This is a genomic window from Exiguobacterium sp. S22-S28 (genome assembly GCF_043359615.1).
In the GTDB taxonomy this organism is placed as follows: Bacteria; Bacillota; Bacilli; order Exiguobacteriales; family Exiguobacteriaceae; genus Exiguobacterium_A.
The window spans coordinates 49,838-68,307 of record NZ_JBHFFC010000018.1 but is presented as its reverse complement, the minus strand read 5'-3'; the positions used below and the strand labels follow the sequence as shown (position 1 = coordinate 68,307).

The window sequence follows — 18,470 nt, the reverse complement described above, 5'->3', positions numbered from 1 at the left end:
GGGATCTTTACGAGTACAGATTAACGACGATTTGTATCTTCGAGATTCTGTTGAACATTCCCAACCGTTTTTTTAGCATCGCCTTTAAGCTGATCTTTTTTGCCTTCACGTTCTGTTGATTTATCTCCCGTCGCTTTACCAAGCGCTTCTTTCGCTTTGCCAGCAACTTTATCAACTAAACCATCGACTTTTTTATTCAATCCGCTATCGTTTGACATGTTCATTACCCCCTGTTTTTTTAACGCATAATAGTATGTTCCCATATGAATTATATTCAAACATCTGAATTATACTTATTTGCTGTTCTATCTGATGAAAAAACCCTGCCGTTTCCGACAGGGAATTTTTTTCATTATTGAGCGACCGATACTCCGAGAACTTGTTCGATTCGTTCGAAGGCCCAGTCCAGCTCATCCTTAGTGATAACGAGTGGAGGTGCAAAACGAATGACTGTCTCGTGTGTTTCTTTACAGAGCAATCCTTTTTCTTTTAAGGCTTCGCAATACGGACGTGCTGCTTCTGTGAGTTCGACACCGATAAATAAACCGCGTCCGCGGACTTCTTTAATCATCGGATTATCGATTTCTTTCAAGCGATTCATGAAATACGTTCCCAGTTCGAGCGAACGTTCCGGCAACTTTTCTTCTTCCAGTACTTCGAGTGAAGCGACGGATACAGCACAAGCCAACGGATTTCCACCAAACGTCGATCCGTGCGATCCTGGATTAAAGACACTCAGGATATCGTGATTGGCGGCCACACAAGAAATCGGGAATACTCCGCCCCCAAGTGCTTTACCTAAGATGTACATGTCCGGTGTTACATTGTCCCAGTCCGAAGCAAACCATTTACCTGAACGACCGAGTCCTGATTGAATTTCATCTGAGACGAGTAATACATTTTGCTCCTTACAGACGTCTTGGGCATCTTTCAAGAAACCTTCATATGGAATCAAGATACCTGCTTCCCCTTGGATCGGCTCAACGATGAAGGCAGCTGTATTTTCCGTGATGGCGCCTTTAAGTGCTTCTAAATCGCCGTACGGAATCGTTTTAATCCCCGGTAAGAGTGGTCCGAATCCGCGTTGGTACTCGGCTTCTGTCGACATCGAGACAGCTGTCATCGTCCGACCGTGGAAGTTCCCTTCGCAGACGATGATTTCCGCGTCTCCCGGAATTTGTTTGACTTCATACGCCCAACGTCTTGCCGCCTTGACTGCCGTCTCGACCGCTTCCGCTCCCGTATTCATCGGTAAGACCATATCTTTTCCTGTCAGTTGAGCCACTTTTTCATAAAAGAATCCCAGTTGATCATTATGAAACGCACGTGACGTCAATGTGATCTTATCTGCTTGCCGCTTCAAGGCGTCAATGATTTTCGGATGACGATGTCCTTGGTTGACTGCTGAATAGGCACTAAGCATATCCATATACTGTCGCCCTTCCGGGTCCTTAACGAAGACCCCTTCTGCTTCCGAAATGACGATCGGAAGTGGATGATAATTGTGTGCTCCGAATTTTTCTGTCTGTGTGATGATTTTTTCTGTTTGGTTCATGAAAAGACCCCCTCTTAATATAGAAAACGCTTTCAATATGATTATAACAGAACTTTAGTGATTATCTTCACTCGAAATACAGGATTTCTTTGCTTGAGAATTGAATATATTGGGAATAGACAAGACAAGTGAACCGTCAACTCGGATAACTAAAAGGAGTGTGCGCCTGTAATGGATCGTTCGACCATTGATTCCTATGAGATCGTCATGCAAGGGTTTCCTTTACCCGCATTCATTTTAAACGTAGATTTAACTATCCATTCGTGGAATGAAGCTGCTGAATCCTTTTGGGGGTGGAAGGCTGAAGATATATTAGGGCTCACGATTCCTCTCGTCGACCCTGAAGACGTCGCTTTCAGCCAGCAAATTTGGCACTCTTTTTTGGAACGCCGTCAAACCATCCAGCTTCCTAATACGACCTTTTTGCACAGATCAGGGGAACGCACGACATCGTCACTGGTTGTCTCCCCAGTGTTTGACGAACAAGACCAAATATCCGGCGCCTTCTTCTGTAACCTTCCGACCTCTAATGCGCCATTAGGTACCAAACCATTGTTCCAGGGATTAATGGATCTACGTTACGCTTTTGACCAGATTGCTTGTGTGCTTGTGTTTGATGCGCGTGGAACGGTTAAGTACTCGAATGTGAATATGACGGAAGTGACTGGATTTTGTCCGCGTATGTTAGTCGATCAACCATGGACAAAATTATTAAGTCCTTCTGGAGAAGCAGTTTCGGAAATCCGTTCGCAAATTAAGAACAGAAAAGCCTGGTCAGGCAAATTACCGATTCAAACCAATGACCGGGGTGAAAAGATTCTACAGGCGACACTGATTCCGATTTATGATGTGGATGGTGTTCGCTTCCAACATATCTTCATCGGAACCGACATCACAGAAACCGAACACCTTGAACAAGAACTTGATTTTCTTGTCCATCATAATGAGATGACACATCTTCTGAATCGACGCGGCTTTCTGCGTGAAGGAGAAACTTTGTTTGCCCATGCAGCAGAGACTGCTCCGATTTCTCTTATTTTATTTGATATCGATCGTTTTAAAGTCATCAATGATTCATTCGGGACGCATGTAGGCGATCAATTACTTCAGTCTCTTGCATCGCGACTCTCGGAACATGCGGAGCAGATGTTGACGTTCCATCCGACAAGTGATTTGTTCGGGTTACTTGTTACGGTCACGGATCGAAATTCCTTGTTTCAATATGTACGTAAATTACAACAGATACTCCAACGTCCGTACTATATCAATGGACATTCATTAATTATTTCCTGTACGTTTGGCATCACGGTTTATCCGTCTCATGCAAAGACACTTGAAGACCTGTACCGGCGCTCTGAAATGGCCTTGTATGCCGGAAAGTCGGTCGGAACAGGAACCATTCAATATTTGACGCACGAAATGGATGAACAGTTTACACGGAAACTTCAACTCGAACGGTCGCTTTTTACGGCACTCGAAGACGAAGCCTTACATCTTGCCTATCAGCCGATCATTAATTTAAAGACCAAACACGTTGACGGTTTTGAAGCATTACTTCGTTGGGATCATAAAGCGCTCGGCAGTATTCCTCCCGACGAATTCATTCCGCTTGCTGAAGAGGCGGCACTGATCACGCCAATCAATAATTGGGTGGTGCTTGAGGCTTGTGATCAACTCGCAAAATGGCACCAACAGATTTCACCTGACTTGACGATGGCGATCAATATTTCACCCCATCAGTTCCAAAGCGATTCCTTTGTCCGGACGTTGCAACACATCGTCGCCGAGAAAAAAATCCATCCTCGGTTTATCACACTGGAGATGACCGAAAACATCGCCATTCTCCAAACACAGCGCACCATCGAACGCATGCAGTTGATTAAATCATTGGGGTTCCGTCTCTCGATTGATGATTTCGGAACCGGTTATTCTTCCCTGCAGTATCTTCGGGCGTTTCCGGTTGATGAACTCAAGATTGATAAAGTGTTCATCGATGGCATCGACTTAGGTGAACATGGTTTGCTGAACTCGATCATCCAACTTGGTCGGAACTTGAACTTGAACCTTGTCGCCGAAGGTGTCGAGACATCAAGTGCCCTCCGCTATTTGGAAAAGACGGATTGTCAGCAGATGCAAGGATTTATCTTTGCTGAACCGCTATCCGCCGAAGAAGTTGCCGTCCGTTTTGGTAATACTAATCCGTGACCTCTTATCATCTTACAAGCAAGCAGACAAACGCCCTCAACCATTCCGGTTGAGGGCGCTCTCATGATTGTTTTAGTTTAAAAGACGTCATAATTGAATCTGTCCGCCCACCATCCCGTAGACCGCGACGGCTGCTAGAATCACTAATATACCGCTGGCAATCAGCTCGTAACGCGACATGCCGCCGCGTTTCTGTTCCCGTTCTGCCATCAAATAGGCAATGATCCCCGGTGCATAAACGAGCGCTGCAATCACGATATACCAAATGCCTGAGGCGTAGACGAGCCAAAGTGAGTAGGCCGCTGCAATTGCTGAGAAAACCAACATTTTTGTATTGCGTTCGGCTTTTGAGAAACGCACACTATAAATCGCCGAAAGAAGGTAAGGCAATAAGGCACAAATTCCGGCGATACTTGATAAGACGAGATACGTCTGAGCTGAAAACAGCGCAATGCCGACGACAAGTTGAGTCGCAATCTGTGTAACTAACAGCGCCCCAACCGGTGCACCTTTTCGGTTCGTTTTGGCAAAGAACTTTGGAAAGGCACCGTCTTTTGCGACGAGATAAGAAATCTCAGAAGCTAGAATCGTCCATCCAAGTAGTGCACCCGATAACGAAATGATCAATCCGATCATAATCAATGTCGCTCCGAACGGACCGATTGCCGCTTCCAAGACATACGCCATCGTTGGTTCTTTTAATCCGGCCAGTTGTTCCTGACTTAACACACCGAGAGACAAGACTGAAATCAGGATATAGATCACAAGTACACCAACTAAACCGACGACAGTCGCTTTCCCGACATCACTTCGCTTTTTCGCCCGTGTCGACAGGACAACGGCACCTTCAATCCCGACGAAAGCCCACAGCGTCACGAGCATCGTTCCTTTAACTTGTGTAAAGATACTGCCTAGCTCCGTTCCCTCTCCCCAAAAGCTCAGATTAAACGTTTTAACCTGAAAGGCAATCGCCACTAATAAAATAAAGATCAAAATCGGAACCAGCTTCGCAATCGTCGTTACGAGATTGACGAGCGTCGCTTCTTTAATCCCGCTGGAGACGATGAAGAACAATCCCCATACCACGACAATACTCATTACCAATAAAAATATGCGATTTTCTGATGAGAAAATCGGGAAAAAGTAACTGAGTGCATTAAACACTAACGTAATATTAGCGACTGTACCGATCCAGGCTGACACCCAGTACCCCCAAGCACTGTTAAATCCGACAAATCGTCCGAAACCTTCACGGGCATACGCATAAATGCCCCCTTCAAGTTCCGGTTTGCTGTTGGCGAGATGTTGAAAGACAAGTGCCAGCATAATCATACCGAGACCGGTAATTCCCCATCCGATTAAAATCGGACCGGCACTCGCTTTTTGAGCCATCGCTCCAGGAAGATTAAATGCTCCTCCACCGACCATCGATCCGATCACCATGGCAGCTAAAGCGAAAAAGCCGATTTTTTGTTGATTCATTATCAAACACGTCCTTTATTCCTTGTATATCTATTCATATCAAACGTATATTCATTCGAAAGACACAAAATTCATTATAACAAAATCAAAGCCATTGTAAAGAAGGGATTTGACGAACATGAATTGGGTCCATTCGCTCCAACTAGAGGACTTGTTAAAATTGATGATAGCGGCACTGTTCGGTATCATCATCGGATTCGAACGCGAAATCAAAAATAAGCCTGTTGGTATACGTACTAGCCTCGTAATTACCCTGATCAGCTGCCTGTTAACCATCGTTTCCATCAAATCCGTTGTATTGTACAGTACGATCGCTCCTAATGTCCAAATGGACCCGATGCGTCTTGTCGCTCAAGTCGTCGCCGGAATCGGTTTTATTGGTGCCGGGGTCATCCTAAGACGACCACACGATATTGTCAGCGGTCTGACGACAGCCGCCATCATTTGGGCAGCCAGCGGCATCGGCATTGCCGTCGGTGCCAATTTCATCTATGAAGCAACTTTTTTAGTTTTGTTCCTATTTTTTTCTTTAGAAGGTATCACTTGGATCATGAAACGTTTCAACAACAGTCGATTCGAAGCAAATGTCATCGTCGCACATCTCACTCTCACACCAGAAACAGATCCTCAAACTGTTAAAAAAGCACTGGAAGAACAAGGAATTCGCATCACTAACATTCGGTTACGCGGTCATCCCCAACAATTGATTTTACGTATGTATTCCCCTCATAAACTGACTATATTCATACTTTATGACTACTTGAAAACACTCGGAATTGAGCATATAGACCTTGATCAATAGAAATTGTCAGAAAATTTATGTTGCATTTTTACTCGCTTTCACTTAAATTTACATTATGTTCACACTTTTCTGAAATCATTTCAATCTAATCGGGGGGTCATCTTTCACATGAAGAAACAAACTAAAATTGCCTTTGCTGGATTATCTAGCATGGCGCTGCTCGCAGTAGCAGCTTGTGGTCAAAGCAATGAATCAGATGGAAAATCGTCTTCATCAAAAGAAAAGAAGCAAGAAGTAACGCTCGTTTCGACAACGGATGTACCTCAACTTGATCCAACAAAAACAACGGACTCTACGTCCATCATCGTAACGAATAACGTTTTTGAAGGACTGTACCGCCTTGACGGTGAAAATAAACCGACTCCTGGAATCGCAGAAAGTGTCGAAGTATCGGATGATAAAAAAACGTATACGTTTAAGCTCCGTAAAGATGCGAAATGGTCGGACGGCTCAGCCGTTACAGCAGACGACTTTATCTATTCTTGGAAGCGTGCACTCGATCCAAAAACAGGAGCAGAGTATGCTTATATTCTTCAGGATTTAAAAAATGCCAATAAAATCTTGGCGGGTGAAGCGGAACTTGATTCACTTGGTGTCAAAAAAGTCGACGATCAGACACTCGAAGTTCAATTGGAAGCTCCAGCCCCTTATTTCCTTGGCTTGACAAGTTTCCCTACTTACTTACCGCTCAAGCAATCGTTTGTTGAAGACAAGGGCGACAAGTTCGCAACAAACGTTGAATCCATGATCTTCAACGGACCTTTTGTTCTCGATAAGTGGCAATCCAATGCCGGCTGGACTTACAAGAAAAATCCGGATTACTGGGATAAAGCAAATGTTAAAATGGAAAAAATCGATGTTAAGGTCGTAAAAGAAATTTCGACAGGCGTCAACTTGTTTGAATCAAAAGACGTTGACTTCGCACCGATCACTTCTGAGTTCGTATCCCAATATGAAAAATCAGAAGATTATAAGACACGTCCTGATGCACGAATCAACTTCCTGCGTTTCAATCAAAAAAATAAATCACTTAAAAACGAAAATATCCGAAAAGCATTGGCGCTCGGTTTTGAGAAACAAGGCATCACGGATGTCATCTTAAATGATGGTTCAAAACCAGCGAACTTTATCGTCGCAAAAGACTTTACGTTCACACCGGACGGTGAAGACTTCCGTGAAAAATATCCGGATCTTCAAAGCTTTGATGCAACCGAAGCGAAAAAAGCTTGGGAGGCCGGCTTAAAAGAACTTGGTGTCAAAACAGTGGAAGTGGACATGTTGTCACGTGACGAAGATGCCTTCAAAAAGGTTTCTGAGTTCTTAAAAGGCGACCTTGAAAAGAACTTACCGGGTCTGACAATCAACATCAAACAACAGCCGTTCAAAAACTTCTTAGATCTTGAAGCAAAAGGTGATTACGATATCTCAGCTGCCGGTTGGGGACCTGACTACCAGGATCCAATGACGTTCCTCGATATGTGGTTAACAGGCGGAAGCTTTAACCGGATGGAGTATTCGAACAAAGAATTCGATAAAATGATCAAAGATGCGAAAGCGGAGCCGGATGAAGCGAAACGCTGGTCAACACTCCAAGAAGCTGAAAAAATGCTCTTGGCTGACGACTATGCAATTGCTCCAATCTACCAAAAAGGTGAAGCCTACTTGCAACGGGCGAACATCGACAAATTATACCGTCACCCGTTCGGAGCAGATATGAGTTTCAAATGGATGGAAGTCAAATAAGTTTGTTCCTACCGGTCACCAAGTTTCCCTTGGTGACCGGTTTTTGTATACAACAAAGACCCCTTCTGCCGGAGCCGATCGGGGTCTTTACTGTGCGATTTGTTTATAAAATTCGATTTCTTCCCGCTGTCCTTCTTCGACGGCACGGAAAAATTCAGCGAAAAACGCATACAGGACAGTTCGTTCCTGATAGGTCGGACCCGCTTGTCGAATAACCGAAAATGCAAGATTTCGCAGTTGGCGTTTCGTTCGCCGATTTGCCGGTAACTCGTGAAACTGGTCAATAAACGACCGGTATACGTCAGCAATCAATTGTTCATGTCCTTCAAAATATGACTTATCCATCAAATCGTTCCTTTCTTCTTTTTCTATCATTTTATACGAACTACATCTTTAAAAGGTTTCATAAAACAGCACTTTTCATCAAGATGTTAAAACCTACTATAACAAGGATCAAATAATGATTCAACCGGAAAACTATTAAGAAAAGGTAAAGTCCATGTGACGTGTCATCGTGGACTTTACCTTTTTTTTACGCTTGAACTGCAATGTGTTGGAACGTTTTAACGTCAAACAACCCGCTGTCTGTCAACTTCAAATTCGGGATAACAGGCAAACAGAGGAAGGACATCGTCAAATATGGATTAAATGAACGATCCGCTTCCAATACATCAAGGGCATCATTGAGTGCCTCCAATGTATCCCCGACTTCTTGGAAAGGTCGACTCGTCATCAATCCGGCGATTTCAAGCGGTAATTCAGCTAAAACATCTGTTCCATTGACAGCAATAACTCCACCGCCCGCCTTGACCAATCGTTCTGCTGCAAGCTTCATTTCAGCGTCGGAAGTCCCAACGACAACGAGATTATGCGAATCATGCGCAACGGTTGCCGCAATGGCGCCACGCTTCATACCAAATCCTTTAACGATACCGACTGCTGAAAAATCGGTCGCATTATGTCGTTCGATGACGGCAATCTTCAACAAGTCCTGTTCAGGTACAGCGATGAATTTCCCGTCTTTCAAGGGCACATCCAAAATTAAATGTTCGGTAACGATACTTTTTGGAATGATTCCGATGACATGCGCTTTTGGTTTTTCTAACACCAATTCAAAGACTTGATCCGTAATCGGTTTCGTTTTCAATTCGCCGCGCAGTGTCGAAGGAACCGGTATTTTTTTTGACGTAATGATTGTGCTGCCGTCACGGGCAACTGGTTGTCCACTGACAAACACTTCATCAATCGTCACTTGATCGGCATCACTTAAAATGACGTAGTCGGCACGACGTCCCGGCACGATGGCTCCCCGATCGTTCAATTGATAGGCGTTTGCGGCATGCAGAGACGCCATCGCATACGCGGTTTCTCGTTTGATGCCATGCTTGATGGCATAGCGGATATTGTAGTCGATTGTTCCTTCACGTAACGTATCGTCGAGATGTTTATCGTCCGTACAGAAGAGGAATCGACTGGCGTTACTTTCCGTCACAGCGTCGAGCACCTCTTTTAGGTTCCGGGCAGCTGACCCTTCCCGTACTTCGACGTACAACCCACGACGCGCACGTTCAATCGCATCCTGCTTACTGACGGACTCATGATCCGTCCGGATGCCTGCGACGCCGTAAATGTTCAATTCACGTGCTCCGAGTCCTGCGGCATGCCCATCGACCAGTTTGCCGGCGGCTTCAATCTGTTCGATTTTCTTCAGCATATCCGCATCAGCCCGTTCGACCGCCGGATAATCCATGACTTCCCCTAAGCCATGCACACCGGGATGATGAATGAACGGCTCAAGAGATTTCGCGTCGAGTGACGCGCCTGCGTGCTCAAATGAAGTTGCGGGCACACAGCTTGGTAACATCATCCGGACGTCCAGCGAAAGCCCTTCCGCATCGTCTAACATGAATTGAAGACCTTCCGCCCCCTTCACATTCGCAATCTCATGAGGATCCGCGATGACCGTCGTCACGCCGAGCGGTAAAATCGCCTGTTCATATTCACTTGGCGTCACCATCGACGATTCGATATGGACATGTCCATCGATGAAGCTTGGAGCGATGAATTTTCCGCTCCCATCAATCGTTTCTATCCCTTCGTATCCGTCGCCGACGGCAACGATGTAGCCGGAATCCACTACAACATCCGCCTGATAGGTTTCACGCGTCATCACATCGATGACTTGAATGCCTTGATAGACGACCGCTGCTTTTTCTTTTTTTGCAGCAATCGCGATAAGTCGTGCCCGAACTGTTTGATCCATCCTGTTTCCTCCTGTTGTGAACGGTATTTTTACCATCTTACAATTAGTATGTAAGCAGTTGCAATTTATTTTTCGACAAGTCAAGATGAAAACGTACATTTAAAAGCGAAAGCGAGGAATCCACATGAAATATCGTGTAGGTCAACTTGTCCCAAACGTCGATCCGAGCGTCTATCTGGCCGACGGTGCAAAAGTCATCGGTGAAGTCGAGATCGGGAAAGATTCAACGGTTTGGTTCAATACGGTCATCCGTGGCGACGAAGGACCGATCACTATCGGCGAACGCGTCAATATTCAGGATGGATCGATGATTCACCAGTATGAGGGGTACCCAACCATCATTGAAAATGATGTCACGATTGGGCATATGGCGATGATTCACGGCGGGATTATCCGTCAGGGTGCTTTAATCGGCATGTCCGCAACGATTCTCGATGAAGCCGAAATCGGAAGTGGTTCGTTTGTCGCTGCCGGAAGCGTCGTTCCCCCAAAGATGATTGTCCCACCAAACTCGATGGTCATGGGAGTGCCGGCTAAAGTTGTCCGTGAGATCAATGACCATGACCGGTTTATCATGGAACGGACCATTCGAAAATATATAAAGCGTGGTCAACAGTATGCTGCGGAATGTGAGCCGGTTCAAGAAGATTTGACGACAATGTGAAAACGTTTACAAAGTTCACCTGTTTTTAACAATTCCCTGCTACATCGTTTACATCCATCGATTACACTACAGGTGTAAGACATGAACCTAGACTGAGGGGGATTTGAAATGATTCCATTATTCGAAGAACGGTTAATGGTTGAGCTGTTTTCATCTACGAACAATCCAAGTTACGGTTTACCTACTTTGCTAGAGCATGAAACAGATTGGTTGACAGAAGAGCTTCAAGCACGTATTGTTAATGATGCCGAGCAAAAATCTTTTAGTTTAGAAATAATTCAATCAAGAGAGGAAGAACTTGTATGATTCAACAAAGTACAGTTCGCGCTTGGCTCGCTAGTCGAATCAAAAAATAATGATCTAATCAGGATTACCTATTTTCCAAAACGATATAGCGCGTCAGCGCGCATAACAAAGAGCCGAAGCGGATTCCCGCCTCGGCTCTCTTTTTGTTACTTTTTAATTAATCCTTCTTCAATCAAGAAGTCACGTGCCACATCTTCCGGACGCTCTTTTTCGACATCCGCTTTAAAGTTCAGTTCTTGCATCTTTTCATCTGTGATTTTATCCTTCAACAGATTCAAGACTTCTTTCAGTTCCGGATGTTCTTCCAGTGTTTCTTGACGCACAATCGGGACTGCATAGTACGGTGGGAAAAACTCTTTATCATCCTCTAGGACCGTCAAATCAAACTTTTTTAACAATCCGTCTGTCGAGAAACTATCGATGACATTCGTTTTTCCATTCGTCAATGCGGTGTAACGAAGTCCCCCATCAACCGGCTGAACATCTTGGAATTTCATATCAGGGTATTTCTCTTTTAATCCGAGGTATCCATCTTCACGGTTCGCGAATTCGATCGTCGATCCGAGGATAAGACGATTACTGACCGCTGCCATATCGGATACCGTTTTTAAGTCGTACTTTTCAATATCTTCTTTTGTCATTGCTAACGCATACGTGTTGTTAAAACCAATTGAATCGAGAACATCGACTTGGCTTTTCTCAGGAATCATTTTGCTGACCTTTTCATAAACGGCTTTCGGATCCGTCTCGACATCTTGTTTCAAGACATCGATCAATAACGTGCCTGTATACTCGACGTAGGCATCAATCTCACCCGTTTCTAAAGCACCATAGGCAACTTTCGTTCCACCAAGATTGAGTTGGCGTTCGACTTCAAGATCGGTTTTTTCCTCGATCAAGTCCGCTAACATGTTTCCTAAAATCAATTGTTCGGTAAAGTTTTTTGAACCGATGACGATTTTATCCGTTTTTAAGAACGAGTACGCGACCGTTCCGCCAATCAATAGGAAAATGATACTCACAATCGCAATTTTCTTTCCGGCTGTCATCGCTTTCCGGCGTTTACGCGCTTTATTTTTAATCCGACCGTCTGCCAGTTGAATTCCGTTTGGTGCGACAGAATATTCAATTCGACTGACGATGAAGTCGATCGCAAGGGCTAAGATACCAGCGGGAATCGCTCCGGCAAGGATTTGGTTATTATCGACGGTCTGGATACCCGAGAAGACAAGATAACCAAGTCCACCGGCACCGATGAAGGCGGAAATCGTCATCAGACCAACAGCCGTCACGGCAGAAATCCGAATTCCAGCCATCATGATCGGTAACGCAAGCGGAATCTGTACCTTTCCTAAAACTTGGCGTTCGGTCAATCCAATCCCTTTTGCAGCTTCCAACATATCTCCTGGAATGCTTGATAAACCTGTATACGTATTTTTGACAATCGGGAGAAGTGAATACAAGACGACCATGATAATGGCTGGTGTTGACCCAATCCCGATAAATGGAATCAAGAATCCAAGTAACGCAAGGCTAGGGACGGCTTGGACGACACTCGTCAAGGCGAGTACGGGTTTGGCAAACCGTTGATACCGTGTAATCAGAATACCGATTGGAATACCGAGAACGACCGCAATGACGACGGCAAACACAGTTAACTGTAAGTGTTCGAGTAATAAGTCAAAAATCTGACCGGTATTGTTTTGCACATAATCTAAAAATCCATTCATTGTACTTCCTCCTCCTGAATGAACTGCTCACTCAAGACGGAAAGCAAGCTACTTCTTGTAATTAATCCACGTAATTGGCCCAATTTGTTGGTAACGGGTAAATAACCTGTTTCTTCATGGTTCATGACTTCAAGTACATCAAGCAACGAGTCTTGTTCATCGACTGCGACAAGTTCACCTTCCATGACGTCTTCAATCCGTACGCCTTTATCCGGTGCCGTTTGAATATTTTTCAACTTGACGATTCCTTGCAGGATCCGGTCGCGGTCCGTAATCAACAGACTGTCGACCTTCCGTCCACGCATGATTTCAATACCTTGTAACAACGTTCGTTTCCCGCTGATCGAGACAGGATCTTCAATCATGATGTCCTCTGCTTTGATGAACGCCGGACTGCTCCAAATCTTGTTTTTCCCAATAAATGATTCGACGTATTCATCTTTAGGGTGACGCAGGATTTCTTCCGGTGTATCGAATTGAACGATTTCCCCATCACGCATGATACAAATCCGATCGGCTAATTTAATCGCTTCATCCATATCGTGGGTGACGAATACAATCGTTTTTTTGACTTCTTCTTGGAGATTGAATAACTCTTCTTGGAGGTCATTACGTGTGACGGGGTCAAGGGCACTGAACGGTTCATCCATTAAGATGACGTCCGGATCATTCATCAACGCTCGGGCAAAACCGACCCGCTGTTGTTGTCCACCACTGAGTTCACTCGGATAACGATCAATAAATTGTTTTGGATCGAGACCGACCATCTGAAGTAACTCTTCCGTCCGGAGGTCCATCTGATCATGATCTTTCCCTTCAAGACCGGCAATCAATTGAATGTTTTCCCGAACCGTCATATGTGGAAATAAACCGGTTTGTTGGATGACGTATCCCATATGACGACGCAATTCAATCGTATCGGTTTTCATGATGTCTTTTCCGTTCACTAAAATCGTACCTGATGAAGGCTCAATCAATCGGTTGATCATTTTGAGGGACGTCGTTTTCCCACAACCACTTGGTCCGATAAAGACAACCAGTTCACCCTCTTTGATTTCGAGGGTCAAGCCTTTTAAGACAACGTTATCTTTAAATTGCTTCCCAACGTTTTTAAATTCGATCATCGATTCCACTCCTTTTACTATTTCCATATACCATGTTTTCCCTGTTCATTTCATGATTAAACAATTATTTTAATTTTTTCAGTTTGAATCCGTAAAAAATCGGGAATTATTTCCCTCTTTTTTAGTTTTTTTACTGAGAAAGGGTAAGAGATAAGTAGAGACAAACGAGGCAGCGTCATCCAAGAAAAAGGAGGCGAACTACACATGCACAGCAAGTGGATTCGGATCATCATGATTATGTTAATGTCGCTTTTTCCTTTCTTCAGTTATGGTTTGACAGCAGATGCAGCGAGTTCGACATTTGTCACGAAAGGATCGACGACGAGTAAAGTCGTCGCACTGACCTTTGATGACGGTTCAGATGGTGGCAATATCACGAAGATTCTCAGTATCTTGAAAAGTAACAACGTCAAAGCCACCTTTTTCCTGACCGGTGCAGGGGCGAACAATCACCCTCAACTGATCAAAAACATTGCAACTGCCACCCCGACGCATCAACTCGGGAATCACTCTTACACGCACCCCGATTTTACGAAGTTAACCGCAGCTCAAATGACAAGCGAACTGTCCAAAACCGAGACATTGATCAAATCACTGACCGGCCGGACGACTAAACCGATTTTCCGTGCGCCGTTTGGTGCCAGTAACAGTGCGGTCCTCGCTGCCGTCGGAAACGCCGGTTACACCAAAACGATTCAATGGAACATCGACACGACAGACTGGAAAGGTATCAGTTCGACCGCCATCCTGGCGCGTGTCGTGCCGAACGTCGTACCGGGCTCCATCGTCTTGATGCACACCGGTGTAGGAGCGCCGGGTACTCCAGTCGCTCTCCCCTCAATGATTTCGCAACTCAAAGCGAAAGGCTACAAATTCGTCACGATTTCTGAATTACTGCAACTTCCTCCAAGCGGCAGTAAAACCTATACCGTTAAATCAGGTGATACCTTGTACAAAATCGCCAATCTATACAATGTCAGCGTTTCAGCTCTTGCGAAAGCCAACAATATCACGAACTATAATCTGATTAACGTTGGTCAAGTTCTCGTCATTCCGGGCACTACGCCGCCACCTGCGACCGTCACTTACACGGTGAAGGCCGGAGATACGTTATATTCCATCGCAACGAAATATGGCGTCACTGTTACCGCTCTCGCCAGTGCCAACAAGATCACCAATGTCAATTTGATTTCAGTCGGACAAGTTCTTGTCATTCCGAAATAACTAAAAAACACCTTCGTCCGTTAAAGACGAAGGTGTTTTTGGTTCCTTAAGAGGATGGAATATTTTCCAGTCCGAGATCACACTGGATCAAGTCGGCATACGTCTGTCGACGCACGACTTCACGGGACTCTCCGGCGTTAACGAAAACAACGGCCGGCCGTAGAAATTGGTTGTAGTTGCTCGCCATCGAATAGTTGTAGGCACCTGTTCCGAACACAGCCAGTGTATCTCCATTGACCGGTTCCGCTAGATCAGCTGACTCCGCGACTAAATCTCCTGATTCACACGCTGCACCGACAACTGTTACGTGACGTGTCTCTCCCTGGATTCGATTGGCGATGACCGTTTCATACACCGCTCCGTATAAAGCAGGACGGATGTTGTCCGCCATTCCGCCGTCGACGGACAAATACGTTCGAACACCTTGTACTTCCTTAATCGCCCCGACGGTATAGAGGGTCGTTCCTGCATTCGCGACGACCCAACGTCCCGGCTCAATGCCGATTCGTGGACGATCGATGGCGAGACGTGACGTCTCTTCGTCGATGATCGACATCACCCGCTCCATCGTCTGTTCAAAATCAAGTGGTTGATCCGCTTGCGTATAGGCAATACCGAATCCGCCGCCAAGATTGACTTCACTTGCAACAAACGCTGTCCGTTCACGAATCGTTTCGACAAACCCGATCATCGTCCGGGCTGTCCGTTCAAACAGCTCGATTTCTTGAATTTGCGAACCGACGTGACAATGAATGCCGAGTAACACTAGATGTTCCGCTGCTAAAACGGCTTCCACCGCTTCCAGGTACGACTCGTCATGCGTCGAAAAACCGAACTTCGTGTCGACACCACCGGTCTGAATTTTCGTGTGAGCCCCGCCAATGACTTGCGGCACGATCCGAATCAGGACGTGGACCGTTTGACACGCTTCTGCGGCAATCTGATTGAGTTGGGCGATTTCGCCGTAATGGTCGATGACAATCTTACCGACACCTTCTTCGACGGCATAACGTAAATCCTGTGTCGACTTGTTCGAGCCGTGGAAATAGATCCGTTCGGCCGGTACACCCGCTTTGCGGGCAATAAACAGTTCGCCGCCCGTTACGACATCGATTCCAAGTCCGTGCTGGACGACTTGCTGATATACGGCACCAATCGTTAAGGCTTTAGAAGCAAACGAGGCATACGTGTTCGGATATTTTTCTAAAAAGGCATCCCGTACGGTCGCCAGACGGTCTGTCAATTCACGCTCTGCCATGACATAAAGCGGTGTCCCGTATTGTTTCGCAAGCGCCGTTGCCGCCACACCATCGATTTGTAATTCATTCTCTTGTTCCGTCAAATATTGGCTTCCGTACATCTGGATTCCCCCTTATAAATAACGATGTGTCAAACGCCACGAGCGGGCACACATCTGCTCCGAATTATTAGCTGTTCCGGTCCGGGTGATATCATCGATTTCGATGCCGTCCCCGTACAGTACAACTTTGTCACCGATTTGAACCGTCGAATCGATGGCGATGAATGTATGACTCATGAACAATTTGCTGATGATCGGATATCTTTTCCCGTTGATGATGACCGGAAGCGATGAGCGTCCGCGGACGACCCCGTCTCCGTATCCAACCGGCAGAACAGCGACGCGAATTGCTTCCGGCGCCGTATACGACGTACCGTAGCCAACGTGTTCCCCTGCCTCCACTTGACGAATCTCAACGACTTCCGTCGTCATCCGGAGGGATGGCACGAGCCAGTCCATTTTTTCAATCGGTGAGTAACCGAACAAGAAAATACCGGGGCGGACATAGTTGCAAAAAGCGAGACGAGGATCATGTTTGACGATCGTCGCACTGTTTTCGGCATGAATGTACGTGAACGTGTGTTTCTCCTGTAACGGATTCCCGATTTCGAGGAATCGTTCGACCTGACCATCATGATCGGCTCCCGGCTCATCCGCCAATGGGAAATGCGTGTAGAGCCCCGTCAGGATAAGCTCCTGTTCGCGCACTGTCTCAAGTACCACTAACGCTTCTTCAAGCGAACTGACACCAAAACGGTTCATCCCGACATTTACTTTTAGATGAAGTTCAATTCCTGATAACTCCGCCTGATGACGTTTCAGCCAGTCGAGTGAAGGAATTCCAAGTGCTACTCCATGCAACCGGACTTCTTTAAAATGCGACGCCGGATTCATCGCCAGGACATAACTGTCTGGAAAATTCGTTTTGATTTCAATTGCTTCGTAGACTTCTGCCACTGCGAAATGCTGAACACCGGCTTCCATCAATGTGGCGACCATCTCAATCATTCCTAAGTTATAAGCATTGTTTTTGACCACGGCAAAAATCTGCTTATTGGACCGGGCGAAAACCGATGCGACGTTATGCCGCACCGCTTCCCGATCGATTGTAACGACAGTTCGTGAACTCATTATTCTGCGATGGCAGGTGTCACGTAAGTCAACCATGCCGCATATTGTGGCAATTGACCCGAGACCGCTTGACGGTAAAGACCAAGTAACTCATCTGCGACAGCCCGTGTTCCGCCGTTGATGACGATATGATCAATTTCACCGACACTAGTGATTTCTGCAGCTGTACCCGTCAAGAAGATTTCGTCTGCGACGTATAACTCATCACGACCGATATGACGCTCGACGACAGGATACCCTTGATCCTGAGCAAGACGCATGATGACTTGACGTGTGATACCGTCCAGAACCGAACAGTCGAGTGAAGGTGTATAAATCGTGCCGTTTTTCAACATAAACAAGTTAGCGACACTCGCTTCACTGACATTTCCGTTCATATCAAGGGCAATCGCCTCATCAAATCCATCACGAAGTGCTTCCCCTTTTAAGAGTTGCGAGTTCATGTAGTTCGCGGCAGCTTTTGCTTGCATCGGCATCATCGTGGACGAAACGCGACGGTATGAAGCGACCTTCGCACGGATGCCGGTACCTTTATCAAAGTATTCACCGAGCTCCCAACAAGAAATCCCGACGTGAACCGTCGTATCTTTTGCCATCAGTGCCTGCCACGGTGTACCGAGGAAAACAAACGGGCGGATGTAACAAGATTCAAAGCCATTTTTGGCGACAAGATCAATCGTCGCTTGGACAAGTTCTTCCACTGTATAAGGAATCGTCACGTGATAGAACGCACAACTGCGGAACAATCGTTCAATGTGTTCCGTCAATTGGAAGATTGCCGGACCATCCGGTGTCGCATACGCACGGATGCCTTCAAAAAATCCGCTTCCATAATGAATCGCATGGGACATGACGCTCGTATTTGCCTCTTTTGGATCATGAAAAACCCCGTCTAACCAAATTGCTTCTCCATACTGTGTATCCACTGCCATGTGTTTTCC

16 protein-coding genes are annotated in these 18,470 nt (G+C 45.8%); 6 read left to right on the top strand and 10 right to left on the bottom strand.

Features of this window, described 5'->3' with window-relative positions:
- Window positions 1-20 precede the first annotated feature (20 nt).
- On the bottom strand, window positions 21-218 hold the full coding sequence (locus tag ACHA8N_RS05100) for a CsbD family protein (protein ID WP_147512281.1): 198 nt from the start codon (window positions 216-218) through the stop codon (window positions 21-23).
- A 134-nt stretch (window positions 219-352) separates the two neighbouring features.
- The gene (locus ACHA8N_RS05095; RefSeq protein ID WP_393964944.1) at window positions 353-1,555 is read right to left on the bottom strand and encodes an ornithine--oxo-acid transaminase; all 1,203 of its coding nucleotides are present in this window, start codon (window positions 1,553-1,555) and stop codon (window positions 353-355) included.
- Between the two features lie 171 nt (window positions 1,556-1,726).
- Here ACHA8N_RS05095 and ACHA8N_RS05090 point away from each other — a divergent pair, with 171 nt between their 5' ends.
- The gene (locus tag ACHA8N_RS05090; RefSeq protein WP_393964943.1) at window positions 1,727-3,760 is read left to right on the top strand and encodes a sensor domain-containing protein; all 2,034 of its coding nucleotides are present in this window, start codon (window positions 1,727-1,729) and stop codon (window positions 3,758-3,760) included.
- Between the two features lie 87 nt (window positions 3,761-3,847).
- On the opposite strand, the gene ACHA8N_RS05085 is transcribed toward ACHA8N_RS05090, so the two are convergent.
- Complete coding sequence (locus tag ACHA8N_RS05085) at window positions 3,848-5,245, bottom strand: basic amino acid/polyamine antiporter (RefSeq protein ID WP_393964954.1); 1,398 nt, start codon at window positions 5,243-5,245, stop codon at window positions 3,848-3,850.
- 115 nt (window positions 5,246-5,360) lie between these two features.
- Between ACHA8N_RS05085 and ACHA8N_RS05080 the strand changes: the two genes are divergently transcribed.
- Together ACHA8N_RS05080 and ACHA8N_RS05075 are read left to right on the top strand one after the other, a co-directional pair.
- Complete coding sequence (locus tag ACHA8N_RS05080; RefSeq protein ID WP_147512285.1) at window positions 5,361-6,044, top strand: MgtC/SapB family protein; 684 nt, start codon at window positions 5,361-5,363, stop codon at window positions 6,042-6,044.
- A 108-nt stretch (window positions 6,045-6,152) separates the two neighbouring features.
- The gene (locus tag ACHA8N_RS05075) at window positions 6,153-7,787 is read left to right on the top strand and encodes a peptide ABC transporter substrate-binding protein (protein ID WP_393964942.1); all 1,635 of its coding nucleotides are present in this window, start codon (window positions 6,153-6,155) and stop codon (window positions 7,785-7,787) included.
- 87 nt (window positions 7,788-7,874) lie between these two features.
- On the opposite strand, the gene ACHA8N_RS05070 is transcribed toward ACHA8N_RS05075, so the two are convergent.
- Both ACHA8N_RS05070 and ade read right to left on the bottom strand, forming a co-directional pair.
- Window positions 7,875-8,132, bottom strand: coding sequence for a hypothetical protein (locus ACHA8N_RS05070; RefSeq protein ID WP_147512287.1), 258 nt, complete (start codon window positions 8,130-8,132; stop codon window positions 7,875-7,877).
- A 187-nt stretch (window positions 8,133-8,319) separates the two neighbouring features.
- The gene (ade, locus tag ACHA8N_RS05065) at window positions 8,320-10,050 is read right to left on the bottom strand and encodes an adenine deaminase (protein ID WP_393964941.1); all 1,731 of its coding nucleotides are present in this window, start codon (window positions 10,048-10,050) and stop codon (window positions 8,320-8,322) included.
- Between the two features lie 124 nt (window positions 10,051-10,174).
- On the opposite strand from ade, the gene ACHA8N_RS05060 reads away from it, so the two are divergent.
- Both ACHA8N_RS05060 and ACHA8N_RS05055 read left to right on the top strand, forming a co-directional pair.
- A complete protein-coding gene (locus ACHA8N_RS05060; protein WP_147512289.1) occupies window positions 10,175-10,714 on the top strand; it encodes a gamma carbonic anhydrase family protein in 540 nt (179 codons plus the stop codon).
- A gap of 108 nt (window positions 10,715-10,822) precedes the next feature.
- Window positions 10,823-11,020, top strand: coding sequence for a hypothetical protein (locus ACHA8N_RS05055; RefSeq protein WP_147512290.1), 198 nt, complete (start codon window positions 10,823-10,825; stop codon window positions 11,018-11,020).
- 146 nt (window positions 11,021-11,166) lie between these two features.
- Here ACHA8N_RS05055 and ACHA8N_RS05050 read toward each other — a convergent pair whose 3' ends face one another.
- Both ACHA8N_RS05050 and ACHA8N_RS05045 read right to left on the bottom strand, forming a co-directional pair.
- Entirely contained in the window at window positions 11,167-12,750 is a 1,584-nt protein-coding gene (locus ACHA8N_RS05050; protein ID WP_147512291.1) for an ABC transporter permease/substrate-binding protein, read from the bottom strand.
- The gene (locus ACHA8N_RS05045) at window positions 12,747-13,874 is read right to left on the bottom strand and encodes an ABC transporter ATP-binding protein (RefSeq protein ID WP_147512292.1); all 1,128 of its coding nucleotides are present in this window, start codon (window positions 13,872-13,874) and stop codon (window positions 12,747-12,749) included. Before ACHA8N_RS05045 ends, ACHA8N_RS05050 begins: the two co-directional genes overlap by 4 nt.
- 204 nt (window positions 13,875-14,078) lie before the next feature.
- Here ACHA8N_RS05045 and ACHA8N_RS05040 point away from each other — a divergent pair, with 204 nt between their 5' ends.
- Window positions 14,079-15,098, top strand: coding sequence for a LysM peptidoglycan-binding domain-containing protein (locus ACHA8N_RS05040; RefSeq protein ID WP_393964940.1), 1,020 nt, complete (start codon window positions 14,079-14,081; stop codon window positions 15,096-15,098).
- Window positions 15,099-15,144: 46 nt separating this feature from the next.
- On the opposite strand, the gene lysA is transcribed toward ACHA8N_RS05040, so the two are convergent.
- The 3 genes from lysA to ACHA8N_RS05025 are packed head-to-tail and all read right to left on the bottom strand — an operon-like array spanning window position 15,145 to window position 18,461.
- On the bottom strand, window positions 15,145-16,458 hold the full coding sequence (gene lysA, locus ACHA8N_RS05035) for a diaminopimelate decarboxylase (protein ID WP_393964939.1): 1,314 nt from the start codon (window positions 16,456-16,458) through the stop codon (window positions 15,145-15,147).
- Window positions 16,459-16,470: 12 nt separating this feature from the next.
- Window positions 16,471-17,529: an alanine racemase gene (alr, locus tag ACHA8N_RS05030; protein WP_393964938.1), complete on the bottom strand. Its 1,059-nt coding sequence runs from the start codon at window positions 17,527-17,529 to the stop codon at window positions 16,471-16,473.
- Window positions 17,529-18,461, bottom strand: coding sequence for a branched-chain amino acid transaminase (locus tag ACHA8N_RS05025; protein ID WP_147512296.1), 933 nt, complete (start codon window positions 18,459-18,461; stop codon window positions 17,529-17,531). The genes alr and ACHA8N_RS05025 overlap by 1 nt, the downstream gene beginning before the upstream one ends.
- Window positions 18,462-18,470: the final 9 nt, after the last annotated feature.